Genomic DNA, 25,292 nt, shown 5'->3' on the forward strand with positions numbered 1-25,292 from the left:
GTCCATGTGATTGTATTGTAACTTTGGCTTAATGCTTCAGGCCGCCCGTTCATTTCTCAAAGCGACCTCATTGCGCTCCGCAAACTCCTTGAGCGTCTGCGACAAGCTGTCGATATCGAATCGGTGGTACAGCTTCGTAAACACCCATTTCGCCTTGGAGGTCGTCAAGGAAATGACAACCGCATCCTTCTGCAGCAAAATCTCTTCGATTTGCGCAGCCTCCACCCTCTTATCGCCGCCGAACCGGCGGGAAACCAGCTCCTTGCGGCCGATTTTGAGGAAAGGCCGCCGCAGCCAAAAAATAAACAAGCCGAGAGCGATGTAGCTGCCTCCGGTTACCCAGTACAGATTATCGCTTTGATATACGTCGTAAAACGCTATAAAGCAAAAAATCCCGACGCAGATCAAAACGAGCGGCATCAGCCAGCTGCGCCCGCGAACGGTTACCGAACCGTCGGATACCGCCTCGCTGAGCCGCGGCTTGCCCTGCTTAACTCTGGCTTTGTTCGTTACTTTCGTGTTTTTCTGAACCATACGTTCCCACTTGCGAGACATGTTCCCAATCTCCTTAGAAAGGTCGCGAAGCCTGCTCCTGCCCGATAATACCCGCATACCCGATCCCTCTGATCCGGCAATCCGTCGTCGAACCGCTGCCGGGAAAGACGACAGTCTAGTCGGCGCGCCCGGCATGGCGGTTCTAGCCGCAGCAGCTTAACGCCTTCATGAATTGATATGCCAAAAAGCTGGCGCAATCGGCGTCTCCGGATTACCGGAGATGACCAGTCACCCCAACCTAAACGCATTATTGTTTGTCGTCTTCATCCACGAACCGGATGTTCTCCAACTGATTCCGCAAATTGTTCTTGAATGCCTGGATATAACGCTTTCTTAGTTCGTTGCGCTCCTCCAGCTCTTCATCCGTTAGGCCAACCGACTTCGCCTTACGGGCCAGTTCATTAATTCGTTTGATGTACTGATCGTGTTCCTTTTCGTTCATGCCAATCCTCCCGGTTATGTCATGCTTGATCATTTCCATCGGAAAAGAAATTCAAGCATAAAGCAAAAAATGCATCAAACTATACTTTGACATTAGAGGATTCGATTGTCAAGAGCCAAGAAATACGAGTCATCATCCTGCAGTCCAATGTTTGAATTATAGAACTCCCGCAGCGGAGAACACCGCCTTCAAAGCCGAACGCCGGCGCTTCTGCGGACCGTTCCCGCTTGCTTCGTCTTTCTTTCACGCCATTATCTAAGGAAGCATCAGCACCTGGCCCTCATGAAGCACGTTCGAGTCCAAGCGATTCAGCTTCTTCATTTCATCCATATATTCACGAACATTGCGGCCTTTACGGACATGCGCGCTGGCAATCCCCCACAATGTATCTCCTTTGACGATTTCGACCGTATGCTTCACCGGGGCCCCGCCGTTCGATGCTGCGAGCACATCCTGATCCCCTCCTAATAAGGAAGCGCACAAGCTGAAAACAAGTATAATCAAAACGGCGGCCAGCAAACCCGCCGTTCGCATCAGCTTTCTTCTGCGCGCATGGAGACGAGATTGCGCTTCAGACACGGAAAACACCGAGTTACGGAATAATTGCTCATTCATATACATCGAATACGACCCCCAAACATTTGTTCTGTTCTCAAAATAACACGAACAAATGTTTGTGTCAATCCGTTTTTTTCGAACTTATGTTTGTGCGAACTCCGGTTCTGTGTTATACTTTGGATAATTATTACCAATACTGGAGTGATTCTGATGACCAAACTATCCAATCGGCAGATGGCGATTCTGGAATTTATCAAGAATGAAGTAAAAGATAAAGGCTATCCCCCCTCCGTACGCGAAATCGGAGAAGCTGTCGGTTTGGCTTCCAGCTCCACCGTACACGGACATCTGGAGAGGCTGGAGAAGAAAGGTCTTATTCGCCGCGACCCTACCAAGCCGCGGGCGATCGAGATTACGGACGGCACTTCGGAAGAAGGCGGCCAGTTCGCGCTTACCGTCACCCGGGTACCGTTGATCGGACGAGTCACTGCCGGTGTGCCTATTACAGCAACGGAGAACATCGAGGATTATTTCCCTCTTCCCACCCACTACGTAGGGGATCACAACGTATTCATGCTGAGCGTTATCGGAGACAGTATGATCGACGCGGGGATTCACAACGGAGACTACGTTATCGTGCGCCAACAGCAGACGGCAAACAACGGTGAAATCGTAGTAGCGATGACCGAAGACGACGAAGCGACGGTCAAGCGCTTTTTCAAGGAAAAGGATCACGTTCGGTTACAGCCGGAGAATCCTTCCATGGAGCCGATCCGGTTAAAGAACGTTTCCATTCTCGGACGAGTTGTAGGCGTGTTCAGGGACATTCATTAAATGAAATGATAAACAGCCGGCAAGCAGGAGCGAATCCTGCTGCCGGCTATTTTGGTTTTTCACTAATGCAAACGACTCTTGATGAACGCTCCGATATGATCGATAGCCGCCGCCCCTTCCGGCACAATCGCAGCCAACTGCTGAAAAACACACCACATTTGCTCCCATACCTCGAAGCGAACATTTACGCCGGAGGCCCCTGCCTTTTCGGCGAACGCCGCGCATTCTCCAAGCAGCACTTCTGCCTCCCCGACTTGAATGAGCAGCGGCGGCAAGCCTTGCAAATTTTGATGCAAGGGCGACAGGGCCGCAGGCTTAGGCTGCGATCCGTCCAAATAATGCTCGGCGCACATTTGCGAATTGCGCAAGCTTCCGAGCGGATCGGATTGTGCGCAGGAAACGTACGTGCCGCTGTCAAAATACAGAAAATCCGTATGCGGAGACAGCAAAAAGGCGCCTGCGGGCAGCGGTTCTCCTGAATCCCTCAAAGCGATAAGCGTCATCAGGGCCAGCGTCCCGCCTACGGAATCTCCGCCAATCACCATATCGTCCGGCGAAATTCCGCTATCGATAAGAGCTCTGTAAGCGGACAAACAATCTTCGTTGGCGGCGGGATACTTATGTTCGGGCGCCAGCCGGTATTCCACAGTCAGCACCTTGGCGCCGCTCGCTCCGGCAATACGGGCCGCCAAATCGCGATGCGTGTCGCAGGACCCTGCAATAAACGCTCCGCCATGAAAATATAAAATCGTCGCCTGTTCGTTCGGGCGTTCCCGATCCTCTCCCACCCACTCGGCCTGCAAGCCTCCGACGCGATCCGTTCTCGTAACGGTCCCCGTTAATTTCGGCAGCGCCGAAATAGCAGCAGCCTCTTCCGAGCGAATTTGGTTTGCCGTCTTGCCCTCGTAATGAAAATTCTCCTTCAAATGCCGCTTCACCATTGCCAATGTTTCCGGTTGAGAAAATGCCTTGACCTTGATCATAGCCCGCCTCCCAAATAATACTGAACGTTCAGTACTAAATTAGCAAAAAAAAATTTTCAATTAGGTCTTGCTGTGAACAGAACCGTGCGTGGCCATAAACAATTGCAGAAACAGTTCATCAAACCGCTCTTTTTCCATGTTGAAATAGCTCACCCATGATTCGGAAAAACACAAATAAGAATACAAAGGAATGACTCCGGTAAAAAATTCGGCGATCAGCCTTTCATCGCGAGCCTCCTTGTCGGCTTGATGCAAAGGGGCATCCGTAGGCTCGCTATCCGCCAGAGCCTCCACGACTTGATAGAGGATCGGCTTATCGCTCGATTTTTTTAAAGACTCAATAAACATAATTCGAATCAAGTCGGCGTTGCGCTCCGCAAATTGCTTGTAGCGATGCTGAAGGCGGTCTTTCATGTTCTCACGCTTGGTCTCCGGGGTATCGTCCGCGGCCAAACGCAAAAGCTCCTTGTATTCCCGCATAAAGTCTGCAAACAGCACTTCCCGAATTTCATCCTTGCTCTTGAAGTGATAATAGATGAGCGATTTGGGCACATTCGCTTCGCGGGCAATTTCTTCGATTCTGGAGCCTTCAAATCCTTTCTCGGCAAAACGCTTAACCGCTGCTTGCAATATGCGGTTTCTTGCGTCGGGTGTGTTCGTTCTAGTCATAATATTCATCCGTCCCTTTTAGTACTGAACGTTCAGTCATAACTTTAAGCCAGTTTACTGCATTTGTCAATATTTAGTTTACGCCCTCTCCAGATCGTAACGCGAGCACACCAAAGCCCAAGAAGCCGGTTATACTGCGAACGAACGGATTGCGGACGACCGAATTCGCCATCACGAAAAAAAACAGGGACACGCACGGAAGAGTTACTTCATAACTTCTCCCTTGCATGCCCCTAACGCAAAATCTTTCTTCAGCTTACGGATACGGCTTCGCGCCTAGTACAGCGTCAAATACTGATCGCGTTCCCACGCGTGTACTTGAGTCCGGTAGATATCCCATTCAATTTCCTTCAGCTCGACAAAGTGAGCGAGCGCGTGCTCTCCGAGCGCGTCGCAGATGACATCGTCACGCATCAGTTCGTCCAGTGCCTGCTTCAAATCGCCCGGCAAGCTTGGAATCCCCTGCTCTTCCCGCTCCTCTTCCGACATAACATAAATATTGCGGTCTGTCGGAGCCGGCAGCTGCATTTTGTTCTTGATGCCGTCTAAGCCGGCCTTCAGCATAACGGCAAGCGCCAAGTAAGGGTTCGCCGCAGGGTCCGGGTTGCGCACTTCCACGCGCGTGCTGAGGCCGCGGGAAGCGGGAATCCGGATCATCGGGCTGCGGTTGCTGGCGGACCAAGCTACGTAGCAAGGCGCTTCGTAACCCGGCACCAGACGTTTATAGGAATTGACGGTAGGGTTCGTAATGGCTGCAAAGGCGCGGGCATGGTGTAAAATGCCGGCCATATATTGTCTCGCTGTAGCGCTCAAGCCCAGCCTGTCGCTTTCGTCATAGAATACGTTCGTTTTGCCGTTAAACAGCGATTGATGGCAGTGCATACCGGAGCCGTTCACACCGAACAGCGGCTTCGGCATGAAGCTCGCATGCAAACCGTGCTGTCTGGCCACTGTCTTTACAACCAGCTTGAACGTCTGAATCTGGTCGGCCGCTTTAATCGCGCTCTCGTATTTAAAATCGATCTCATGCTGGCCCGGAGCCACTTCATGGTGGGAAGCTTCAATTTCAAAGCCCATTTCTTCGAGCGTCAACACGATTTCGCGGCGGCAATTTTCGCCGAGATCCATCGGAGCCAGGTCGAAGTATCCGCCTTGATCGTTCAATTCCATGGTAGGATTGCCGTTCTCATCGGTTTTGAACAAGAAAAACTCCGGCTCAGGGCCGACGTTCATTTCGGTGAAGCCCATTTCCTCCGCTTCTTTCAAGGCGGCTTTCAGAATGCCGCGAGGGTCTCCGGGAAACGGTCTGCCATCAGGCAAATAAATATCGCAGATCAGCCGGGCGACGCGATCTTCCGTAACCCACGGAAACACGACCCAAGTATCAAGGTCGGGGTACAAGTACATATCGGATTCTTCGATACGAACGTAGCCTTCAATGGAGGAACCGTCGAACATCATTTTGTTGTCCAGCGCTTTCTCCAACTGGCTTACCGGAATTTCAACGTTTTTGATCGTCCCGAGCAAATCGGTAAATTGCAGGCGAATGAAACGCACGTTTTCTTCCTTAGCTATGCGCATGATATCTTCTTTGGTGTATGCTTTTTTACTCACAGTCAATTTCTCCTCCTTGAATTAACTAAAATGACAGGACATGTTCGGAGTACAAACATAATTTAAAATTATGAACATGCCGGGGTGAAGCCTTTTCATTTTTTGAAGAAACGCGAGAGCTCTCCCTGGATCAACGAAACCTGACCCGGGCGCTTGCCGCCGCCCAGCAATTGCTGCTTCAGCATGCGATGGAGCTGAGAATCGGTTAATTCCCTGCGTTTGACTTCCGTCTGCTCGTTCAGCACGGTAGCTTCCTCCGAGTCCTTGGACACTGGCAGAAGCACCTGCTTAATCCCCGCGATATTAACTCCCTTCTCGATCAAATCCTTGATCTCGAGCAGGCGCTCCACATCGTTAAACGAGTACAGACGCTGGTTCCCACCTGTTCTGGCAGGTATGACGAGCTCATGCTGCTCGTAATAACGGATTTGCCTTGCCGTCAAATCCGTCAGCTTCATTACGATACCAATCGGAAAAAGCGCCATATTACGCCGTATATCATCACTCATGACCTTATCACCCCTGTAAACTAAAAACCTACCCCCATTGTAACCTTCCTACATAAACGTGTCAAGTCGTGTTAGGTTTATGCCATATATAAGCTGGAGTTACAACAGCCCGCGGTCCATCATATTTTGCAGCGCGGTAAGAACGCCTAATTTACAATGGGAGTATGTTAAACCTCCTTGCATATAGGCGATATACGGTTCACGAATCGGCGCGTCGGCGGACAATTCGAGACTGCCTCCCTGAATGAACGTGCCGGCGGCCATAATGACGGGATGCTCGTAGCCCGGCATATCCCAAGGCTCCGGAACGACGTGGGAATCTACGGCGGCCGCCTGCTGAATGCCTTGAACGAATGCAATCAAATGCTTGTCGCTTGTGAACTGAATCGCCTGAATCAAGTCCGTGCGCGGATCGTTCCAATGCGGATGCGTAACGAAGCCGAGCTGCTCGAATACCGCCGCGGCGAAGATCGAACCTTTGACGGCTTGTCCGACCAAATGAGGCGCAAGGAAAAATCCTTGATACATACTGCGGGTCGTACCCAGCATCGCTCCGACCTCTCCGCCGATTCCCGGCGCGGTCAACCGATAGGAGGCCAGCTCGACATACTCGCTTTTCCCGGCAATATATCCGCCTGTCTCCGCCAAACCGCCGCCCGGATTTTTGATCAGCGAACCGGCCATCAAGTCGACGCCGACCTGCGTCGGCTCTTGCAGCTCGGTGAATTCACCGTAACAATTATCTACGAAGACGATCGCATCTTGTTTCACTTCTTTGACAAAACGCACCATTTCGCCGATTTGCTCCACCGTGAACGACGGTCTCCACGAATAGCCGCGAGAGCGCTGAATTCCGATCACTTTCGTCCGTTCGTTAATACGGCTGCGAATGGCGTCATAATCCGGAGCCCCGTTTTCCAGCAGCGGCACTTCTCCGTAAGCGATCCCCCAATCCTGCAGAGATCCCTTGCCGTCGCCGGGCCGGCCGATGACTTTATGCAGCGTGTCATACGGCCTGCCGGTGATCATAAGAAGCTCGTCCCCCGGCCGAAGCACCCCGAATAAGGCGGTGCCGATCGTATGGGTCCCGGACACAAAATGCGGCCGCACCAAGGCGGCCTCCGCTCCGAACACTTCCGCATATACTAAATCCAGCACTTCCCGGCCGCGGTCGTTATAGCCGTAGCCGGTCGAAGCCGCGAAGTGATAATCGCTTACTTTATGGCGTTGAAACGCGCGAATGACCTTCCATTGATTCTGATCCACAATGCGGTCGATTTGCTTGATTTTCCCCTCGATAACCTGCTCGGCACGCTCCATCCATGCCGTAATGCGTTCGTTAAACATACTCCGTGCTCTCTCCCTTGTCTCCTGCCTGATCCATGGCGTATGACGCCAGCAAATACCCCAGTTTGTCGTATTCCTTGTTGTTGATCCGGACCTGGAACAGCATATCGCCGCCGTCCACTTCATTCTCCAGCACCTCGCCTACCCGGTACACCAGCGAGATCACATCGCCTTTTTCCGCGGGGATGCGGAACGTTTTGCAATCCCCCATCAGCTTGGATTCGATCAGTTCGCCGATGCGGCGCAAATCCTCGTCGCGGTAAGCGGAAATCCGCAGAAACTCCCCTTCGGTCGTCAGCATCTCCACCTGCTCCGGCGTGCACAAATCCACTTTGTTAAACAAAGTGACCCGCTCCTTTTGATGAGCGCCGAGCTCTTCAAGCACCTGGTCGACAACCTTCATCTGCGTATCCATCATTTCGGCGGACCCGTCCACGACGTGCAGAATCAAATCCGCTTCGCAGGCTTCCTCCAGCGTGGCGCGGAATGCGGCTACAAGGTCATGGGGCAGATTTTGAATAAAGCCTACCGTATCGGTCAAAACGATGCTTTTGCCGCCCGGCAGCTCCAAATTGCGCGAGGTCAGATCCAGCGTGGCGAACAGCTGATTTTCCACATAGACGTCCGCCTGCGTCATTTGGCGCAGCAGCGTCGATTTGCCCGCATTCGTATAACCTACGAGGGCGACTTGAAACACGCCCGTTTTTTTACGGCGTTCTCTATGTAGAGTGCGATGCCTTACAACCTCCTGAAGCTGCTGCTTCAGTTCGCCGATCCGGTCGCGGATATGACGGCGGTCCGTCTCCAGCTTCGTTTCCCCGGGCCCGCGCGTCCCGATGCCGCCGCCCAGGCGAGACAGGTTCTTCCCTTGGCCGGACAGCCGCGGCAGCAAGTAGCTGAGCTGGGCCAGCTCCACCTGAATGATGCCCTCGCGCGTCTTGGCTCTCCCGGCAAAAATATCCAGAATAAGCTGCGTGCGGTCGATAATCTTCACATCGAGAAACTGCTCCAGATTACGCACCTGGGCTCCCGACAGCTCCTGATCGAAAATCGCCGTGTTGGCGCCGCGCTCCTCAAGCAGCTGCTTCAGCTCCTCGGCCTTCCCTTTTCCGATAAACCATTTGGTGTCCACGGTTTCTTTGTTTTGAGACAGAGTGTCCAGCACTTCCACGCCGGCCGTCTCCGCCAGGCTCACTAATTCCGTAAGCGAATATTCCGGCGAGTAAGCCTCCTGCCGCTTCATCTGCAGCGTTATGAGACTGACGAGAACCGCTCTCTCCCGAACGTGTTCAATGTTATGCGTCGATGGCTTCATATATATTTGTATGTCTCCTTTACAGCCTTGCGTTTCAGCTTCACGTCCCCGGAACGGAGCATCGTTAAGCCGTGCTTGCCCGGCTGTGCGTATTTTGATTAGGCAGGCGTACGACATGACTGCGCTTCGCTTTTCCGATCCGATTGCGGGCAAACGGAACGTTGCCGAACGCCGTATCCGTCTGCAGCAACTGCTCCATCCCCTGAGAGTAGCCTGCCATAATAAGAATGAATTGATTCTTATTATTTTCCATTATCTTGGCTTATCCTCAAACCTTCTGCTAATGACATTGTCTATTTTATACACTAACTGCGTTCATCTTCAAGGACAATAATTTTTTCTAGTCATATTTCAACAATTTCCCTAAGGAGAGAAGCCTCATAAACACCTCTATACATCCAAATATCCGGCCGTCATGAAAAAAGCCATACATATCGATATATGTAGGCCTAAATAAAAAAAACGATTCCTTATGCAAAATTCGAAAAGCCTGATTTCAACGAATTTGCTGCATCGTTAATTAAGAAGTCTTCAGGAATAAGCTTGGTTAAATCCTGTTTGGTTGGTTGATTGTATTTCCTGACTATTCTAACGGCATGATGTCGAATTGCCTTTTCAAGCAGATTTCTAATAAACCTGGCGTTGCTAAAATTCAGGGAAAGCTGAATTTCCTGGTTCATGTGTTCCTTGATTTTTATAATCGCTTCGGGTGAAATAATGTAGTCTCTTTCGGACGCAAGTTTATTTGCAATTTCAATCAATTGGGCTACGGTATAATCGGGAAACTCGACTTGAATAGGAAATCTTGAGGGTAAGCCGGGATTGGTTTGCAAAAAATCTTCGATTTCTGTGGGGTAACCTGCAAGGATTAGCACAAAGTCATTTTTGTGATCTTCCATCGACTTTACTAAGCAATCAATCGCCTCCTTGCCGAAATCCTTTTCCCCGCCTCTTGCGAGGCTGTAAGCTTCATCTATAAAGAGGATGCCTCCTAAAGCCTTTTTAACCAATTCTCGCGTCTTTAAAGCCGTATGCCCGATGTACTCCCCGACTAAATCGGCTCTCTCCACTTCCAGCATATGCCCTTTGGATAAAACACCCATCGATTTGAAAATTTTTCCCATAATTCTCGCTACGGTCGTTTTACCAGTTCCGGGATTCCCTTTAAAAATCATATGGTATACTTGGCTGCCCGTTAATAGCCCGGCTTCTTCTCTGAAGCGTTTCACCTGCAACGTCGCGTAAATTTGAAAAACCAATTCCTTAACTTCATCCAAACCAATCATTTCGTCAAGCTCTTTAAAAATATCGGAAAAAGTCTCGGTTTGATTTATTAGCTGTTTAACATCGTTTTTAAGATTCGATGCACTTTGTTCTGATGATGGTTTAAAAATGATATTTATTTGCCGGTCTCTAGTCGTGATCAATCGTTTATCTTCACTCACCAATCCATCACCTTCCCTTGTCTTATAGATATTATGACTGTTGCAAGGGATACATGAGTTTATTGCCGAGAATTCTGCTCCTGTTCATCGATCGCTGTAGCGCAATTTCTTTTAGCACGCAATCTGAATTTGATCCGCCGGTTCGACGCATCCGCCCCTGCGTATCACCTCTTAACCCGGTGTTAGCAGTATATACGCAGGAGCCCGGGTTAATGTGCTATTTTTCTTCCTTTATTGTAAAACCCTTTTGCAGAAGTTTAAAATCAGCCTATCCGTTTCTCCAGCATTCGATGCAAATCGACCAATTCATGCAAGCCGCTCACAGTGTAATCGGGCGAATACGGCAAGGCGCCGTCCCAGATATGCTCCCCCTTCAGCCAAACGGCCTGCAGGCCGCAGGCCTTCGCTCCGCACACATCGTTAAGCGGATGATCTCCTATGAACCAGGCTTCCTGCGGCTCTGCTCCGAGCGCTTCCAGCGCCATCTGAAATATCCGCTCGTCAGGCTTCTTGATTCCGACTTCCCCGGAGATCAGAATCGCGCGGAAATACGGCCGGATGCCGAGACGTTCGATCTTTCCGTTCTGTACGGCCGAAGAGCCGTTAGTGATCAGACCGAGGGGAACTCCCGCCTGCCGGAAATAACCCAGCATGTCGAGCAGCCGCTTCATAGGCCGCGTGCACTCGGGTATCGTACTCTTCCAAATGGACAAGTACTCATCCGCCGAAGGCGGATTCCGCCATCCGACCGCCCGGACAAACAGCTCGAACGCCTCCGCCTTGTCCCGGTAGCCATTGCCGTCAGCCGCCTGAAACGCCCGATGCACAAACTCGGGCTCCCGGCAAGTAAATTGAGCTCCGAACCGTTCCGTCAAGCGGCCGACGTAGTCGGCTATCGCCGCGCTCCGGTCGGACAACGTTTCATCCAGATCAAACAGTACGGCTTTGGGAATTTGCATCATAGCCACCTCATATTGTTAATGATCCGTTTTCACTGCTCTATAGACTCCTTCGATCCGCTCCATCGATTGAAAACGTCCGGAATGAAACGTCAGCCGGTACACGTCCGGATTCGTCAGCCGCTTCCACTGCTCGAATCCGATGCGATTGTCGTAATGCCCCAGCAGCAGCGCCATCAGATTGCCGTGCGTGACGACGACAGCGCCGCGGATCTTCAGCCCAAGCAGGTCATCTATCGCAGAAACGGCTCTGTCGGCCGCTTCCCTGCTCGTTTCGCCGCCGGGATAGCGCAGATCGGCATCCTCAAACGTTTGCTCCAGGCATCGCATCCAATCCGGAAGCTGAGCGCCGCTTAATCTCCGTTCCGCAAGTCTTGCGTCCGTAGTTAATTCAAGATTCATCCGCCTGCAGAAGGGCTCGATCGTCTTCACCGCACGAGCGAAAGGACTCGCAACGACACGCTCAATGGAAAAAGGCGCCAGAAGCGAAGCCAATCGCTCCGCTTGACGCCATCCTTCGGGAGTCAGACGCGCTGCCGCTTCCTGTCCTTCCGCCTTGCAGTGACGCACGACATAAACAACCTGCAGCTCCTCCATCCCGGCCATGCTTATATCCGTAACAGGCATATTCTCCGCCTCCGGCGAACCTGACTCCGTATTCACACAAACGTCCCGTTCCTCCGACATCGACCTTCTCCTCTCGGGGCATAGCGACGGCGGCCAAGGAGTGCTGTATCCGGCCTCCCGCTTGGGAGACGCGCATCTAACGGCATCGCTTTTTTCCGTATTATACCACAGCTTCCGCCATATCGGGGAGCTCGTCTATGAATGCGGTCCAATCCGCCGCCATTTCCTGCTCGGTCAGCAAGCAGCGGTCCAACGAAGCGATCAGCCGCTCTTTGTCCAGACCGATCCCGATAAATACCAGCTTGCTCGCACGGTCTCCGTACACCGGATCGTACTCCGCCGCCAGCTCCTCGTCCTCGGCCAGCAGCTGCTCCCGCTCCTCCGAGCTCAAGGCCGCCACCCAATACCCGGCAGGACCGAATTGAATGGAAGGCCCGGCCTGACTCAAGCTTTGAGCCATCTTGTTGCGCGTCGCAAGCCATACGATGCCTTTGGCCCTGACGATTTCCGCAGGCCACTCCTCCAACCAGCGGGTCAGCCGCTCCGGATGAAACGGACGTTTGCGTTCGTAGACAAAGGAGGAGATGCCGTATTCCTCCGTTTCCGGAATGTGATGGCCCGCTTGCAGCTCCTGAATCCAGCCGGCCGACTGGCTCGCCTCGTCGAAGTCGAACAATCCCGTGTTCAAAATCAGCTGCGGGTCCATTTTCCCGTTACAGGTTCTAATCAATTTCGCTCTGGGCTGCAGCTTGCGAAGCACCTGCTCCAATTCGGACAGTTCGTCCTCTTCGACCAAGTCGCATTTATTCAAAATAAGCACATCGCAAAACTCGATCTGACTGATCAGCAAATCGACGACATCCCTCGTATCGTCTTCGCCGACGGCCTGCTGCCTGTCCAGCAGCGTCTCCCCCGAGCTGTAATCATGCCAGAAGCGGTTCGCATCGACCACGGTCACCATACAATCCAACCGGCAAATTCTGGACAAGTCGATCCCGTGCTCTTCGTCGATATAAGTAAACGTCTGCGCTACCGGCACCGGCTCGCCTATTCCCGTGGACTCGATCAATATGTAGTCGAATCTCCCTTCGAGCGCCAGCCGCTCAACTTCCTTCAGCAAATCCTCTCTCAGCGTGCAGCAAATACAGCCGTTGGACATTTCGACCAGCTTTTCGTCGGTACGCGACAATCCGCCGCCGCTGCGCACCAAATCCGCATCGATGTTCACTTCGCTCAGGTCGTTGACGATAACCGCAACCCTCAGTCCTTTTCTATTGTTCAGCACGTGGTTCAAAATCGTCGTCTTGCCCGCGCCCAAATAACCGCTTAGCACGGTTACGGGAATTTTGGTTTCGCTCAAAGCCGGTTTCTGTTGCATGGATACCATCTCCTAAATGTAATTTTTACGATATTGATCTAAAAAATAGCGCCGCTTAAACGGCAATCGTGACCATATAAACGGATCTATTTTAATAGTAATATTTACGTTTTAATATTGTACGGAAACATTCCTCCGCTGTCAAGCGCCTACGATTCCCAAAAGGTAAATCCGCTTCAAAATAACGCGCCCGAAACGGATTGACGGACGGGCGATTCTAGTATATTTTTATACAAACCAACGAAATCATGAAAGCTACAGGATCGGAGGTCTTATGTACTATGACATCATTCACACACAGCGAACAGCGGGCGCTTATCGGGCAAATCGAAAGATTGGCCATGCATACTTGGCCGGCTCAAACGACAACCCTATACGGACCATGGGTGCTTCGCTCGTCGGAAGGCATCACCAAAAGAGCCAACAGCGTCTGGACCTCCTCCGACGCTCCGCTCCCCGAGGGGGATTGGTTCGGCGATGTCAGCCGCTTCTACCGCCGTCAGGGGCTGTCTCCGATCTATCATATCAGCGATATTTCGCCGGACGGCTTGGAACGTTATCTGGATCAGCAGGGCTACAGGAAGGAAGCTCCCTGCTCGGTCATGATCGCCGCTACGTCCGAAGTCATCCGCAACACGGCGCCGGATGCCGGCGACGAGGAAGCTCTCGCGGTCCACATTCGGCTGGAGCATGACGACGACTGGCTGGAGCACTTCCTGGAAGCGGAAGCGTTCGATAGCTCCAAGAAGCGGTTCTATGACCGGCTATACGCCGATATTAAGCCGCTGAAAGGCTTCATAACCCTATACGCCAATCAGCGCTTCGCCGCCGTCGGAACGGTCGTCGTGGAAGAAGGCTGGGCCGGAATTATCAACGTTGCCGTCGCCCCCCGGCTTAGAGGGCAAGGAATCGGGCGCAAGCTGATGAACCAATTGGCGCTCTGGAGCCGTGAGCAAGGCGCGGAGCATATGTACTTGCAAGTGCTGGACGATAATGAAGCGGCCCGCAAGCTGTACCGCAGAGCCGGCTTCGATGTGTTGTTCGGTTACCATTACCGGATCGGAACGGAGGCAAATTCATGAATACATTCAGTTTCGTGCGAAGCTCCGTAAACGATTCGACCCGCGTTTCGCAAGCCGAGCCCCGCCATACGGACGCCGTCATGGAGCTGCTGATCAAAACGGCGGAATGGCTGAGAAGCAAAGGCTCCCGTCAATGGAACGGCCTGCTCGAAGGCAGAGATCATCACGGAATGGCCGAAGCGATATCCGCGGGTCACGTGTTCGTATTCGAACAGGAGAGCCGCCTGGCCGGCGTCGTCATGCTGCTTCAGCAGCCGGGAGAATGGGACAGGCAGCTATGGGGGGAAGAAGGACACGAAGAAGCCGTGTATGTGCATCGTTTGGCCGTTAACCGGGACTGCGCAGGGACCCGCCTCGGCCGCGACATGATGGCATGGGTTGAAACCGGCATCCGCTTTCCCGGCAAAAGCAAAATTCGTCTCGATTGCGTCGGCGACAACCCCCGGTTAAACGAATTTTACCGCAGTCTGGGCTACGAATATCAAGGCCTGAGCGCAAGCGGCTTCAGCAAATACGAAAAGCTATTATCCAGCCCGAAGACCTGACGCGCCCAATTGCCCAAAAATAAGCCGAAGCGGCTTCTCCCTAAGGGAGCGAACCGCTTCGGCTTGCTTATGCCCGGCCTCCGGTTTGAACCAAAAGAAGCAGCTTATCCAGCTCCCACTTGATCCAGGCCATCGTCTCCCGGCTTTGATGCCATGACATCATGAGAACCTTGCTATCCACAGCAGATACTTCCGGATGCTCCAGTCCGACAAACTTCGCGATATCGAGCGCTCTCGGCGCATGGTACTTATGCGTGATGATCACGGTTGAATGCCAGTCGTTCCGTTGAACTATCTCTCGGCTGAACAATATATTTTCATAAGTGCTGGTCGAACGCCTTTCCATAACAACAGCGGTATCCGGTATCCCGAACCGCAGCAGATAGCTTCGCATCCCATCGGCTTCGGTCAGCTGCGAGTCGCTGCGGTCCGGTCCTCCGGAGACGATGATATGAGCGATCCGCCTTTGTTTATACAGCAGCGCCGCCCGATCGAGCCTTTCCTTCAGCGCGGGAGAGGGCTCCCCGTTCCATAACGCCGCTCCGAGCACGATCCCCGCGTCCCCCGAAGCCGAGAGATGATCCGGCCATGTATTCATTTGCCACCAAAGGCTCCCAATCCATAGGGCACATATGGCGGCGGCCGCAAGAAGAATTCTTCCCGCCCATGTTCTGACCAGCGCGGCGGCGGTCTTCCTGACGATTCGCGCAATCACGTTACGTCCACACCTTCATTCTGCTCTCCAGCGTCCCCGTGAACAGCTCCAGCTGGATTCCGTCCGGATCGAGGAAATTGACGCTCCAGCCTCCGCCACGCTGCAGCGGCCCCCGCACGATCGACACGCCGGCCTGCTCCAACACATGCACCGCCTCAGGGAAATCCGCCTCGGCAATAGAGAACGCCAAGTGGTCCAAACCGCAGCCTACACCGCTATCGTCGGCGCCTTCCGCGCGCCAGGCTCCGCTTCGCTCCAGAAGACAAATCCAAGCATGGCCCCACTCCAAATACGCATCCGTGCGGCCGCGGTGCACGAGCTTCATACCGAGGATCGCCGTATAAAAGCGAAGCGAACGCTCCAAATCGCTTACCCTCCAGGTTGCATGATTAAAGCCGTTCGCCCTGATCATCCCGCCTCTTCTTCCTCTTGTCCGTCCCTGCGTTCCGCAGCCTCCAGCAGAGCGGCGGCCGTCTCGGCGATGTAGTCGCTCATCGTCAGCTTGGCGATCCAATCGGCTCTTATCGCTTTTACTCCGTAATAAGCGCCGGCCAGCTGCCCGTAAATCGCTCCCGTCGTATCCGCGTTCTGTCCCAGATTGACCGCCATCAGGCATCCTTCGGTAAAGCTGTCGCTATGCTGGAACGCCCATAATGCGGCTTCGAGCGAATGGACTACGTAACCGGTCCCTTGGATTTCGGGAGGCTGCTTCGTTTTAAACGATCCGGCGGCGATTTGCCGTATCTCCGGCACCAGCCGATGCTTATCCCAAAAGCCGGGAACGGGAGCGTATGCTTCCGATAGCAGCTCGGCTTTCTCCGCTCCCTGCAGCGCCCCTACGATCAGCCCGCCGTAATATCGGCAGGCGTCCACCGCGACAACCGTCGCGTGCGTCGTCAGCGAGCTGTCTCCCGAGCGGATCATCGCCTCGGCGGGTGTCTGCGCGAAGAAGAGCGGCACCGGAGCCAGACGCATAAGCGAACCGTTGCCCGCCTCCGTCTGTTTCAACGAGCCGCTGAACGGCTCCCCGCTCCGCTCGAACCGTTCGAGCGCGGCGCGCACCGTGTTGCCGATATCAAAGCATGATCCGGTCGAGCTCAAATAGCCGTCGCGGTACCAGCGAACGTACCTCTGCATCTGGTCGAGCGGATGGAATTTGCCGCAGTGAAGCAGGCTCTCCGCCAAGCATAACGCCATGGACGTATCGTCGGTCCACTGCCCGGCCTCAAGTCCGAATACGCCGCCCCCGACAAGCTCACTTACCGGCTCGAAGCTCCCCGGATCGCGGAATTCCACGGTTGTTCCGAGCGCATCCCCGACAGCCAGTCCGAACATACTTCCCTGGTATCTCTCCAGCTTGGAAATTGGCAATGTCATGTTGAAATCCTCTCCTTTTATAAGACTGCGGATGATCGTGCGGCCTTGCGGGCCCGGGTGCAAAAACAGCGTGGAAGCCCACGCTGTGTTCATCGATATATGTGTATGCCGCTTGGGCGGATGTCCTTACTAAATCATCGGCTATTTCTCGGAAATTTCCACCGCTTGAATCGTCACCTTCTCCGTCGGCGAGCTCTTCTCGCCCGAAGCTCCCGTCGTGACCGGCGTAGCTGCGATTTGGTTCACGACATCCATCCCTTCGGAGACCTTCCCGAAGATCGTATAATTCGGCGTATTGTTCAAGCCTTTGCTATTTTCGCCGGTGCAAATAAAAAATTGGCTGCCGTTCGTATTCGGGCCGGCGTTGGCCATAGCGACGATGCCCGGCTCGTATTTATGCGTCGTCGTCTTCAGCTCGTCTTCAAATTTATATCCCGGACCGCCGCGGCCCGTTCCCTCCGGATCGCCCGTCTGCACCATAAACGCCTGTATGATGCGGTGGAACGTCACGTCGTTATAGAAGCCCTGCTGGGACAAAAACACAAAGTTGTTGACCGTTTTGGGAGCGTCCTTGGCAAACAGATCGATTTTGAACGTGCCCTTCGACGTCTTAACCGTCGCTTGATACGTTTTGTTCTGATCGATCGTCATCGCCGGCGGAGAAGACCAGCTCTTCTTACCGGAAGCCTGCTCATTGTTGTTCGCCGGCTGCTGCGAAGATTGGCTTCCGCTTGTTTGACCCGCGGCCGCATTCCCTTTGTCCGCCGCAGGTTTGGTGCCGCAGGCGGATAGCAGAAGCGCACAGACTACCGCGACGGCCGCCCATTTGGCTGTCATAGCTGTAAATGATGCTTTCATGATTCACACTTCAACTCCATTTTTTGGTTTGTGGACGAGTCCATACGGATATTATACTACGATTGACCAAATGTTAACAAAACCTCCAAGTTCCCTTGGAGGTTTTGTCTGTGCGGCAGCTAGCGCGTACCCGCGCCGCCTGCGCCTGCGGCTCTCCCCGCAGCCGCATCGCCGGCCGCCGGGCCGCTGCCGGCGGCGTCGCTCGGCGGGGCGGCGCCCTGCGCCCCCGCCTCCGGCGTTGTCTTGCCCGGGGCGTCCCCCCGGGCGCAGCCCCGCTGCCGCTGCCCGTTCCCGGGGCAGCGCTGCCGCCTCCGGTACCGCCGCCCGGCGCGGTACCAGGGTCCGTCGTGCCGGCGCCGCTGCCGGCACCCGTGCTTCCGGTGCCGCTGCCTGCGGCACCGCCGTTGTTGCTGCCGCCGGGCTTGCTTTGCTGACCGCCCGGCTGAGAGCCGTTCGGGCTGCCTTGGCCTTGGCCCTGCTGACCGCCCGAATTGCCTGGGCTCGGCGCGCCGGTGCCGCCATTGCCGCTGCTGCCGGCGCCCCCCGTCTGTCCCTGCTTACCGCCTTGGCCTTGGCCCGGCTGGCCGTTCGCGCCGCCTCCGGCGCCCTGCTGGCCATTCTGGCCTTGACCGCCTTGCTGGCCGCCTGGGTTCTGCCCATTTTGGCCCTGTTGGCCCCCCTGACCGTTCTGACCGTTCTGGCCTGGCTGGCCGGGCGCGACTCCGTCCGCGCCGCTGTCCGCCGGTACCGTGACGCTTGCCGCGTTCGACTGCGCGCCGGCCGTTCCGCTCTCCGTATTCAGCGGAACGACGACATACTGATACGTCGTTCCGGGCTTCACCGTAATATCCCTGACCTCGGTTACCGAAGTCGTCAGCATCGGTTCGGACGGAAAATCCTTATCCTTATCTTCCTTGCGGAAAATTTGATAGGAAATATTGTCGCCCGCGCTCGACCAGTTCAGCAGCACTGAACGGGTGTCCTTGACGTACTCCGCCTTCAAATCGGCGGCCGTCTTCGGCGGAGCGCCGAGTTCAGGCACATTATCCGGCTTGGTGAACTGCGTCATCGGTTTGTTGGCCAGCGCTTTCTGCATCACTTCTTTGAAGATGACGGCCGGCGCTCCGCTGCTCATCGTAACGTAATGCTTGGCGTCCGCTTTGTCGAAGCCGATCCATACGGCCGCGCTCCACTCCGGCGTATAACCCGTGAACCACAGGTCGCGGTTGTACTTCTCCAAGCCCTTGATGACGTTCTGCGTCGATCCCGTCTTACCGGCCAAAGGACGATCGAAGCGTGCGGATGCGCCGGTACCGCCAGGCCCGACGACGCCTTCCATCAGCTGCGTCATATAATAGGCCGTCTTCGGGCTCATGACCGATTTGCGTTCCTGCTTGAACGTATAAACTTCCTGCCCTTTGTCGTCCAAAATTTTCGTAATCGCATGGGCTTTGTTCAAATATCCGTTGTTGGCAAAAGCGGCGTAGGCCGTCGCCATTTGCAGCGGAGTCGCCCCATTGGTCAGCCCCCCGAGCGCGATCGCCAAGTTCCGGTCCTTGACCGGATCGAGCGGAATGCCCATATTAATCGCGAAATCCATTCCTTTTTTGACCGTAATTTCGTTCAGCAGCCAAATCGCCGGCGCATTAATCGAACGCTTGACGGCATCGAACATGGTCACCTGCCCTTGGTATACGCCGTCATAATTTCGCGGCGAGTATCCGCTATAGGATACTTGCTTATCCTGCAGCATGCTGTAAGGCGTATATTTGCCGCTCTCGATAGCCGGAGCGTACACTACGATAGGCTTGATCGAGGAGCCGGGCTGCTGCGGAATCGTCGCCCGGTCTAAGCCGCGGGCCACATAATCCCGTCCGCCGATAATCCCGATCAGACCGCCGTCTTCATTGTTAACAATCGCCATGGCGCCCTGCATCTTTTGCTCGGGACCGTCCTTTTGGAAAAACTTGTCGTTCGCAAACGTCTGCTCCATCACTTTTTGCGCGGTGGCGTCCATCGTCGTATAAATTTTGTAGCCGTTCGTCAGCACATCGTCTTCGGACAAGCCGTACATGTCGTTCGCTTCTTCAAGAACATAATCGAGATAAGTCAAGTAATCGTTAGAGCTTGTCTTCGGCACCTCGGGCGGCGTATATTCTACGGCTTCCGCCTCAAGGCGTTCCGCTTCGGTAATATATCCCTGATCCTGCATCAGCCTTAGAACGACGCTGCGGCGCTCCTTGGATTTCTCCGGGTTCGAGATCGGGTTATACGTGCTCGGCGCCTTCGGTATCGCTGCGAGCGTGGCCATCTGCCACAGCTTCAGCTTGCTTAGATCGGATACGTTAAAATATTTTTTGGCGGCTACCTTGATCCCGAAGGAACGGTTGCCGAAAAAGATCCGGTTCATATACATCGTCAATATTTCATCTTTGGAATAATTGTTTTCCAGCGCCACCGCGATCGACATTTCGGTCGCTTTGCGGAAAAACGTTTTATCCGCCGTCAAAAAGACGTTTTTGGCGAGCTGCTGCGTAATCGTGCTGCCGCCTTCGACGGCGCTGCGGGCGACGACGTCCTTCACCAGCGCGCGCCCGATCCCGAGAAAGTCGATTCCCGAGTGCTGGCCGAACCGCCGGTCCTCCGTCGCGACAAAAGCTTCCTTCAGCTTTTGCGGAATTTCCTCCGGCTTCACGATTTCCCGGTTCTCCTTCATTAAAGTCGCCACTTCGTTGCCGGAATTGTCGTAAATATGCGAAGCTTCGTCCATGTCCAGCTTATTGATGTTTTCCTTAAGCAGCTTTTCTCCGTTAATAATAATGAAAATATAAACGCCCAATGCGCATATTAAGGCCAGAACCGCTGCGATGAACGTAAACATCAACGCTTTGCCTGCGCTGAATTTGCTTTTTTTCTTCTTGGTCTTCGTCTTTGGTTTCGGTTTTCCTGCATTTCCGGAAGGCGTTTTTTTTCCAGTAGGCATTCTCTCTGTCACCTCTTACTCTCTCTAAGCTTCCTATCGGTTTTCCGCCCGCTTTTCACCGGGCTTCGCAAAACTCCGGCCAACGAGCGCCGGATGCGAAAACAACTTCCCCTGCTCAAGCTTACGTTACAAGCGGACGTTGGTTTCAAGCGCGTTAACCGGGATCGCTTCTCTAACGTTGTCTGCTCGCCTCTAAGCGACCGGTTCGCCGGTGAACACTGCCATTAGGACATGTTCTTCGCGGTCCGCTAACGAAAAGAACAACCCTAAGGGATCGGGTTGCTCTTATGGACGTTATTAAATTAGACGGTATTTTGAGCGAAAATGTTGCGCTTCCTCTTCGTCCCGCCATCCATGACTCGGTTAGCCTTCGCTGTTGTCTTGCATGAGCGAAACGGAACGCTGAGGCGTAAAGGTCGAAATCGCGTGTTTGTAAACCATTTGCTGACGGCCTTCGCTATCGATGATAATCGTGAAATTATCGAACGCACGGATGACTCCGCGGATTTGAAACCCATTGGTCAGATAGACGGTTACCGGGATGTTTTCCTTGCGCAGCTGGTTCAAAAATGTGTCCTGAATGTTAATCGATTTGTTCATCATGGGCCCCCTCAAATAAATTGACGTTCGATTTTTAGCTTATCTGCTATTATAGCATGAATCTGTTCCAAGTGGGCAGAAAAATTTTCCATATCGGTGACGTCCACCCACTCGATATCTTTCATGTGGCGAAACCACGAGAGCTGACGTTTGGCGAATCGGCGCGTGTCCTGCTTCAGCTGAAGCACCGCTTCTTCCAGCGGAACGGCGCCCTCCAAATATCCAAGAATCTCCTTGTAGCCAAGCCCCTGCATCGAGATGTGCTGCCGTCCGTAGCCATGCTCTTGCAGCCTGCGAACTTCGTCTACGAGCCCCTGCTCGATCATCAGATCGATACGCTCTTCAATACGTTTATATAGTAAAGCTCTGTCCATTGTCAACCCGATGATACACAGTTCGTAAGGCGATTGTTTTTTCTGTACCTTCAACTGCTCGGAAAGCCGTTCTCCGGTCAGATGAAAAATTTCCAGAGCGCGGATAATGCGCCGCTGGTCGTTGGCATGAAGCCGCTGCGCCGATTCCGGGTCCACCTCCCGAAGCCTCTCCAGAAGCGCCTCGTTGCCGTGCTCCTCGGCATACAGCCGCTGCGCTTCGCGAAAATGTTCATCCGACCCGCTCTCGCTGAACTGATATTCGTAGCAAACCGATTCCACATAGAGTCCGGTACCGCCGACGATAAAAGGAAGCTTGCCCTGCGCATGGATGTCGGCGATCTTCTCCCGCGCTCTTTCCTGAAATTCGGCTACGGAAAACGGGTGATCGGGATCGTGAATATCGATCAGATGATGCGGGACCAGTTCCCGCTCCTCCGAAGTAACCTTGGCCGTGCCGATATCCATTCCCCGGTACACCTGCATGGAATCGCCGGAGATAATCTCCGCCCCGTATTCCGCCGCCAGCCTTAGGCTGAGCTTCGTCTTGCCTACCGCGGTCGGTCCGACAAGCACGAGCAGCCCGGGCTTGTTCAAAGCCTGTGTCACAATCGTATCACTCCGTACGCAATTTTCGATGTTGAGCGGTGTAACTCCGCAAAGCCCAGCCGGGCAAATTCCCCGCTGTCCCGATGCTCCTTCATCACAACGGCTCTGCGCGCCGCCCGCCGGGCCTCATGGACCGCTTCCTCCGTGAGCGCCCGCGCGTCCGCCAGCTGCCGTATCGAACGGATCGAATTGGATTCGTGAATCGGCTTGCGGAACATCGGGTCAAAATAAACGACGTCAAACGATTTCGCATCCTGGCGTCTTAAAAAATCAAGATGCTCCTCGTGCAGCACGCGGATGCGTCTCATGGCGTCCGTCATGCCCGGTATATCGGATACGTACTCGCCGAGCCCTTGTTGAAGCAGCAAAAACGGCAGCGGACTGCTCTCCAAAGCGGTCACCTGCCCGGATTGCCCCGCAGCGAAGGACAGCGTAACCGCATCCGAGCCAAGCCCGGCGGTGCAGTCCAAAATCCGGTCTCCGGGGCGGACGCCGGCCATTTCCAGCAGCGTATCCGACTCCCCGTTCAGCAGTCGCTTAACGCGAATGGCGGCCGTGCTCGGATGAAAAAACAAAGCAGGCTGCTGTTCATGATAATACTCTATTCGCTCTCTGGTTACAAGCAGGATATCCGGATCGTCGTAGGTCAAACAGAGCTGAGCCAGCGACATTCGCGCCCGCCGGACCCGGCGCACGTTTCCTTGCACCCCCTTAAGCTCCTTGATTTGCGCCGCCAGGCGATCGGCAAGCTCCAGCTGCTCCCGCTGCGGATCATAAGAAGTCGTAATCAGCATTACATCACCCGCTTAAACATTTTTTCCAGCTCATAGGTGGAGAAGCTGATGACGATCGGACGGCCGTGAGGGCATGTATAAGGATTCCTGCAGGCGGCCAGCCTGTCGAGAAGCCCTTCGATTTCCAGCGTGCTGAGACTTTGATTCGCTTTGATCGACGCTTTGCAGGAACACATAATGGCGGCCTTCTCGCGAAGCTTGCCAAGATCGATGGTTTTGCGTTCGGAGAGAAGCCACTCCGTCATTTCCTCCACCAGGGCGCGTTCGTCCCCGGCGGGAAACCAGTGCGGGTATGCCCTCACCAAATAAGCATTGCCGCCGAACGGCTCCATATATACTCCCGCCTGTTCAAGCATCTGAACCTTTTCTTTGAGCCGCTCGGCCTCGGAAGGGGTAAATTCCAGCGTAATCGGCATCAGCAGCTCCTGGCTCGCCTCCGCAGGCTTGCCGAACTTCTCGTAATAATATTCGTAATTGATCCGCTCATGCGCCGCATGCTGATCGATCAAAAACAACCCTTCTTCATTTTGCGCCACGATATACGTTCCGTGCATTTGCCCGATCGGAAACAGCTTCGGAAACTCAGGCAGCGCGGGAGTCTCCTGCTCGCCGCCGGTCATAGCCTTCAGCAGAGCGGCGCTGGACGCGGCTTGCTCCCGCGCGTTCTGCTCCCGCTGCCGATAATCCGACCGCGCGGACTCTTGTCTTCCCGCAGCCGCATTTCTCACCGTGCCAGCCGGGGCCGGGCTTACCCGCGAAGTTTCGCCGGGCTCGCCGCGTTCGTAAGCGCCCCGTTCGGCCGGGGCTTCCGGGTAGCCTCCTCTCCCTGCTGCAGAGCCGCCGAATCGGCCTGAAGCCTCTTCTCTGTCGCGGGGAGAATGCGGCCTGCTCCACTCTTGGACGGCACCCGCGTCAGGCGAAGCCGGAGACGAACTCAAGCTCTCTCTCAGCTTCCAGCCGGAGGCGTTCGGCTCCGTCCCGGGCGCGGAGGGCGGCGCTGCAGGCGCAGCCGAAGGCCTGTACAGCTCCATTTGCTCCTGCACCACCGCTTCTTTCTTCGGTTTGACCGCCGACGCCGCGGACGGAATCAGCACCTGCTGATTCAACAGCTGCTTCACCTCCTGCTCGACGAATTGAATCAGCTCCTGCTCCTTGCTGAAGCGCACCTCCAGCTTGGCCGGGTGAACGTTGACGTCGACGAGCGTCGGATCGGTCTCGATGTGAAACGCCGCAATCGGATAGCGGTTGATCGGAAGCAGCGTATGATAGCCCTGCAGCAATGCGTGGATAAGCGTATAGTTGCGGATATACCGGCCGTTGATGATCGTCGAAATGCCGTTCCGGTTCGCTCGCGTCGTCTCCGGCTTGCCTATATAACCGCGGATCGTGTAGTCCAGATGCTCGCCTTCGATGCGCAGCATATTTTTGGCGACGGCTGTGCCGTAGATCGCTGCGATCACCTGCAGCATATCCCCGTTGCCCAGCGTCTGGATCAGTTGGCTGCCGTTATGCTTCAGCGTAAAGGCGATTTCCGGATGGGCCAGACTGAGACGATAGATGAAATCCGATACATGGCCGAGCTCGGTTTGTACCGTCTTCATATATTTCAAACGGGCCGGCGTATTATAGAACAGCTCCCGGATTTGAATATCGCTTCCGCGTGAGGCCGCCGTCTCCTCCAGCGTTTTAATCGTACCGCCCTCGATGACGAGCCGGTGCCCGAGACCGTTCTCCTCCGTCGATGTTACGCAGGTTACTTTGGATACGGCGGCGATACTGGGCAAAGCCTCGCCCCGAAATCCGAGCGTGCGAATCGCGAAGAGGTCTTGGCTGCTGGCGATTTTGCTTGTGGCATGACGGAAAAAAGCGACCTCGCAATCGTCCTTCTCCATCCCGGAGCCGTTATCGCTGACGCGGATCAGTTCGAGTCCGCCTTCTTCGATGGTCACATCGATCCGGGTACTGCCCGCATCAATGGCATTTTCTACCAATTCCTTAACGACGGAAGACGGCCGTTCGACCACTTCCCCCGCTGCGATCTGGTTAGCGATATGCTCGTCCAAAATTTTAATTTTGCCCATATAGCCATTACTCCTTAAATAACCCGCAAAATGGGGCCTAGA

26 protein-coding genes are annotated in these 25,292 nt (G+C 54.3%); 3 read left to right on the plus strand and 23 right to left on the minus strand.

All coding sequences use genetic code 11. The annotated features are described in order from the left end of the window. Nucleotides 1-36 precede the first annotated feature (36 nt). The 3 genes from SK3146_RS04075 to SK3146_RS04085 all read right to left on the minus strand — a co-directional run bounded on the left by SK3146_RS04075 (nucleotide 37) and on the right by SK3146_RS04085 (nucleotide 1,612). The gene (locus SK3146_RS04075) at nucleotides 37-555 is read right to left on the minus strand and encodes a hypothetical protein (RefSeq protein ID WP_249863879.1); all 519 of its coding nucleotides are present in this window, start codon (nucleotides 553-555) and stop codon (nucleotides 37-39) included. A 247-nt stretch (nucleotides 556-802) separates the two neighbouring features. Further along, entirely contained in the window at nucleotides 803-997 is a 195-nt protein-coding gene (locus tag SK3146_RS04080) for a DUF896 domain-containing protein (protein ID WP_249863880.1), read from the minus strand. A 255-nt stretch (nucleotides 998-1,252) separates the two neighbouring features. After that, nucleotides 1,253-1,612, minus strand: coding sequence for a LysM peptidoglycan-binding domain-containing protein (locus SK3146_RS04085; protein ID WP_249863881.1), 360 nt, complete (start codon nucleotides 1,610-1,612; stop codon nucleotides 1,253-1,255). A gap of 153 nt (nucleotides 1,613-1,765) precedes the next feature. Between SK3146_RS04085 and lexA the strand changes: the two genes are divergently transcribed. After that, a complete protein-coding gene (lexA, locus tag SK3146_RS04090; RefSeq protein WP_249863882.1) occupies nucleotides 1,766-2,389 on the plus strand; it encodes a transcriptional repressor LexA in 624 nt (207 codons plus the stop codon). A 62-nt stretch (nucleotides 2,390-2,451) separates the two neighbouring features. Here the strand turns inward: lexA and SK3146_RS04095 are convergent, their stop codons facing one another. The 11 genes from SK3146_RS04095 to SK3146_RS04145 form a co-directional block, all read right to left on the minus strand. After that, on the minus strand, nucleotides 2,452-3,372 hold the full coding sequence (locus SK3146_RS04095; protein ID WP_249863883.1) for an alpha/beta hydrolase: 921 nt from the start codon (nucleotides 3,370-3,372) through the stop codon (nucleotides 2,452-2,454). Between the two features lie 60 nt (nucleotides 3,373-3,432). Next, nucleotides 3,433-4,041 carry a TetR/AcrR family transcriptional regulator gene (locus tag SK3146_RS04100; RefSeq protein ID WP_249863884.1) on the minus strand — a complete coding sequence of 203 codons (609 nt, stop codon included), beginning with the start codon at nucleotides 4,039-4,041 and terminating at the stop codon, nucleotides 3,433-3,435. A 276-nt stretch (nucleotides 4,042-4,317) separates the two neighbouring features. After that, a complete protein-coding gene (glnA, locus tag SK3146_RS04105) occupies nucleotides 4,318-5,655 on the minus strand; it encodes a type I glutamate--ammonia ligase (RefSeq protein WP_249863885.1) in 1,338 nt (445 codons plus the stop codon). Between the two features lie 95 nt (nucleotides 5,656-5,750). Then, nucleotides 5,751-6,164, minus strand: coding sequence for a MerR family transcriptional regulator (locus SK3146_RS04110; protein ID WP_249863886.1), 414 nt, complete (start codon nucleotides 6,162-6,164; stop codon nucleotides 5,751-5,753). A 99-nt stretch (nucleotides 6,165-6,263) separates the two neighbouring features. Further along, nucleotides 6,264-7,511 carry a methionine gamma-lyase family protein gene (locus SK3146_RS04115; RefSeq protein ID WP_249863887.1) on the minus strand — a complete coding sequence of 416 codons (1,248 nt, stop codon included), beginning with the start codon at nucleotides 7,509-7,511 and terminating at the stop codon, nucleotides 6,264-6,266. After that, the gene (gene hflX / locus SK3146_RS04120; RefSeq protein ID WP_249863888.1) at nucleotides 7,504-8,826 is read right to left on the minus strand and encodes a GTPase HflX; all 1,323 of its coding nucleotides are present in this window, start codon (nucleotides 8,824-8,826) and stop codon (nucleotides 7,504-7,506) included. The genes SK3146_RS04115 and hflX overlap by 8 nt, the downstream gene beginning before the upstream one ends. Before the next feature lie 64 nt (nucleotides 8,827-8,890). Beyond that, complete coding sequence (locus SK3146_RS04125) at nucleotides 8,891-9,079, minus strand: hypothetical protein (RefSeq protein WP_249863889.1); 189 nt, start codon at nucleotides 9,077-9,079, stop codon at nucleotides 8,891-8,893. 217 nt (nucleotides 9,080-9,296) lie between these two features. After that, a complete protein-coding gene (locus SK3146_RS04130) occupies nucleotides 9,297-10,271 on the minus strand; it encodes an AAA family ATPase (protein WP_434006855.1) in 975 nt (324 codons plus the stop codon). Nucleotides 10,272-10,534: 263 nt separating this feature from the next. After that, nucleotides 10,535-11,233 carry an HAD family hydrolase gene (locus SK3146_RS04135; RefSeq protein WP_249866167.1) on the minus strand — a complete coding sequence of 233 codons (699 nt, stop codon included), beginning with the start codon at nucleotides 11,231-11,233 and terminating at the stop codon, nucleotides 10,535-10,537. A 15-nt stretch (nucleotides 11,234-11,248) separates the two neighbouring features. Continuing rightward, nucleotides 11,249-11,893: a histidine phosphatase family protein gene (locus SK3146_RS04140; RefSeq protein WP_249863890.1), complete on the minus strand. Its 645-nt coding sequence runs from the start codon at nucleotides 11,891-11,893 to the stop codon at nucleotides 11,249-11,251. A 124-nt stretch (nucleotides 11,894-12,017) separates the two neighbouring features. After that, the gene (locus SK3146_RS04145) at nucleotides 12,018-13,235 is read right to left on the minus strand and encodes a GTP-binding protein (protein WP_249863891.1); all 1,218 of its coding nucleotides are present in this window, start codon (nucleotides 13,233-13,235) and stop codon (nucleotides 12,018-12,020) included. 281 nt (nucleotides 13,236-13,516) lie between these two features. On the opposite strand from SK3146_RS04145, the gene SK3146_RS04150 reads away from it, so the two are divergent. Together SK3146_RS04150 and SK3146_RS04155 are read left to right on the plus strand one after the other, a co-directional pair. Continuing rightward, a complete protein-coding gene (locus SK3146_RS04150) occupies nucleotides 13,517-14,317 on the plus strand; it encodes a GNAT family N-acetyltransferase (protein WP_249863892.1) in 801 nt (266 codons plus the stop codon). After that, the gene (locus SK3146_RS04155; protein WP_249863893.1) at nucleotides 14,314-14,862 is read left to right on the plus strand and encodes a GNAT family N-acetyltransferase; all 549 of its coding nucleotides are present in this window, start codon (nucleotides 14,314-14,316) and stop codon (nucleotides 14,860-14,862) included. The genes SK3146_RS04150 and SK3146_RS04155 overlap by 4 nt, the downstream gene beginning before the upstream one ends. A gap of 67 nt (nucleotides 14,863-14,929) precedes the next feature. Here the strand turns inward: SK3146_RS04155 and SK3146_RS04160 are convergent, their stop codons facing one another. The 9 genes from SK3146_RS04160 to mutL form a co-directional block, all read right to left on the minus strand. Further along, entirely contained in the window at nucleotides 14,930-15,460 is a 531-nt protein-coding gene (locus tag SK3146_RS04160) for a YdcF family protein (RefSeq protein ID WP_249863894.1), read from the minus strand. Between the two features lie 118 nt (nucleotides 15,461-15,578). Beyond that, complete coding sequence (locus SK3146_RS04165; protein ID WP_249866168.1) at nucleotides 15,579-15,986, minus strand: VOC family protein; 408 nt, start codon at nucleotides 15,984-15,986, stop codon at nucleotides 15,579-15,581. Then, nucleotides 15,986-16,954 (minus strand): ADP-ribosylglycohydrolase family protein, encoded by a 969-nt coding sequence (locus SK3146_RS04170; RefSeq protein ID WP_349655189.1) that lies wholly within the window; start codon nucleotides 16,952-16,954, stop codon nucleotides 15,986-15,988. The genes SK3146_RS04165 and SK3146_RS04170 overlap by 1 nt, the downstream gene beginning before the upstream one ends. 141 nt (nucleotides 16,955-17,095) lie before the next feature. Beyond that, nucleotides 17,096-17,812, minus strand: a complete 717-nt coding sequence (locus SK3146_RS04175) for a peptidylprolyl isomerase (protein WP_434006856.1) — start codon at nucleotides 17,810-17,812, stop codon at nucleotides 17,096-17,098. Nucleotides 17,813-17,885: 73 nt separating this feature from the next. Continuing rightward, nucleotides 17,886-20,795 carry a transglycosylase domain-containing protein gene (locus tag SK3146_RS04180; RefSeq protein WP_249863896.1) on the minus strand — a complete coding sequence of 970 codons (2,910 nt, stop codon included), beginning with the start codon at nucleotides 20,793-20,795 and terminating at the stop codon, nucleotides 17,886-17,888. Nucleotides 20,796-21,158: 363 nt separating this feature from the next. Then, entirely contained in the window at nucleotides 21,159-21,395 is a 237-nt protein-coding gene (hfq, locus tag SK3146_RS04185) for an RNA chaperone Hfq (protein WP_249866170.1), read from the minus strand. Nucleotides 21,396-21,406: 11 nt separating this feature from the next. Continuing rightward, nucleotides 21,407-22,378, minus strand: a complete 972-nt coding sequence (gene miaA, locus SK3146_RS04190) for a tRNA (adenosine(37)-N6)-dimethylallyltransferase MiaA (RefSeq protein ID WP_249866171.1) — start codon at nucleotides 22,376-22,378, stop codon at nucleotides 21,407-21,409. Next, nucleotides 22,372-23,169 carry a class I SAM-dependent methyltransferase gene (locus SK3146_RS04195; RefSeq protein ID WP_249863897.1) on the minus strand — a complete coding sequence of 266 codons (798 nt, stop codon included), beginning with the start codon at nucleotides 23,167-23,169 and terminating at the stop codon, nucleotides 22,372-22,374. The genes miaA and SK3146_RS04195 overlap by 7 nt, the downstream gene beginning before the upstream one ends. After that, nucleotides 23,169-25,250 (minus strand): DNA mismatch repair endonuclease MutL, encoded by a 2,082-nt coding sequence (gene mutL, locus SK3146_RS04200; protein WP_249863898.1) that lies wholly within the window; start codon nucleotides 25,248-25,250, stop codon nucleotides 23,169-23,171. Before mutL ends, SK3146_RS04195 begins: the two co-directional genes overlap by 1 nt. Nucleotides 25,251-25,292 lie beyond the last annotated feature (42 nt).

It is taken from the genome of Paenibacillus konkukensis, from assembly GCF_023523925.1.
GTDB classification, from domain to species: Bacteria; Bacillota; Bacilli; order Paenibacillales; family NBRC-103111; genus Paenibacillus_S; species Paenibacillus_S doosanensis.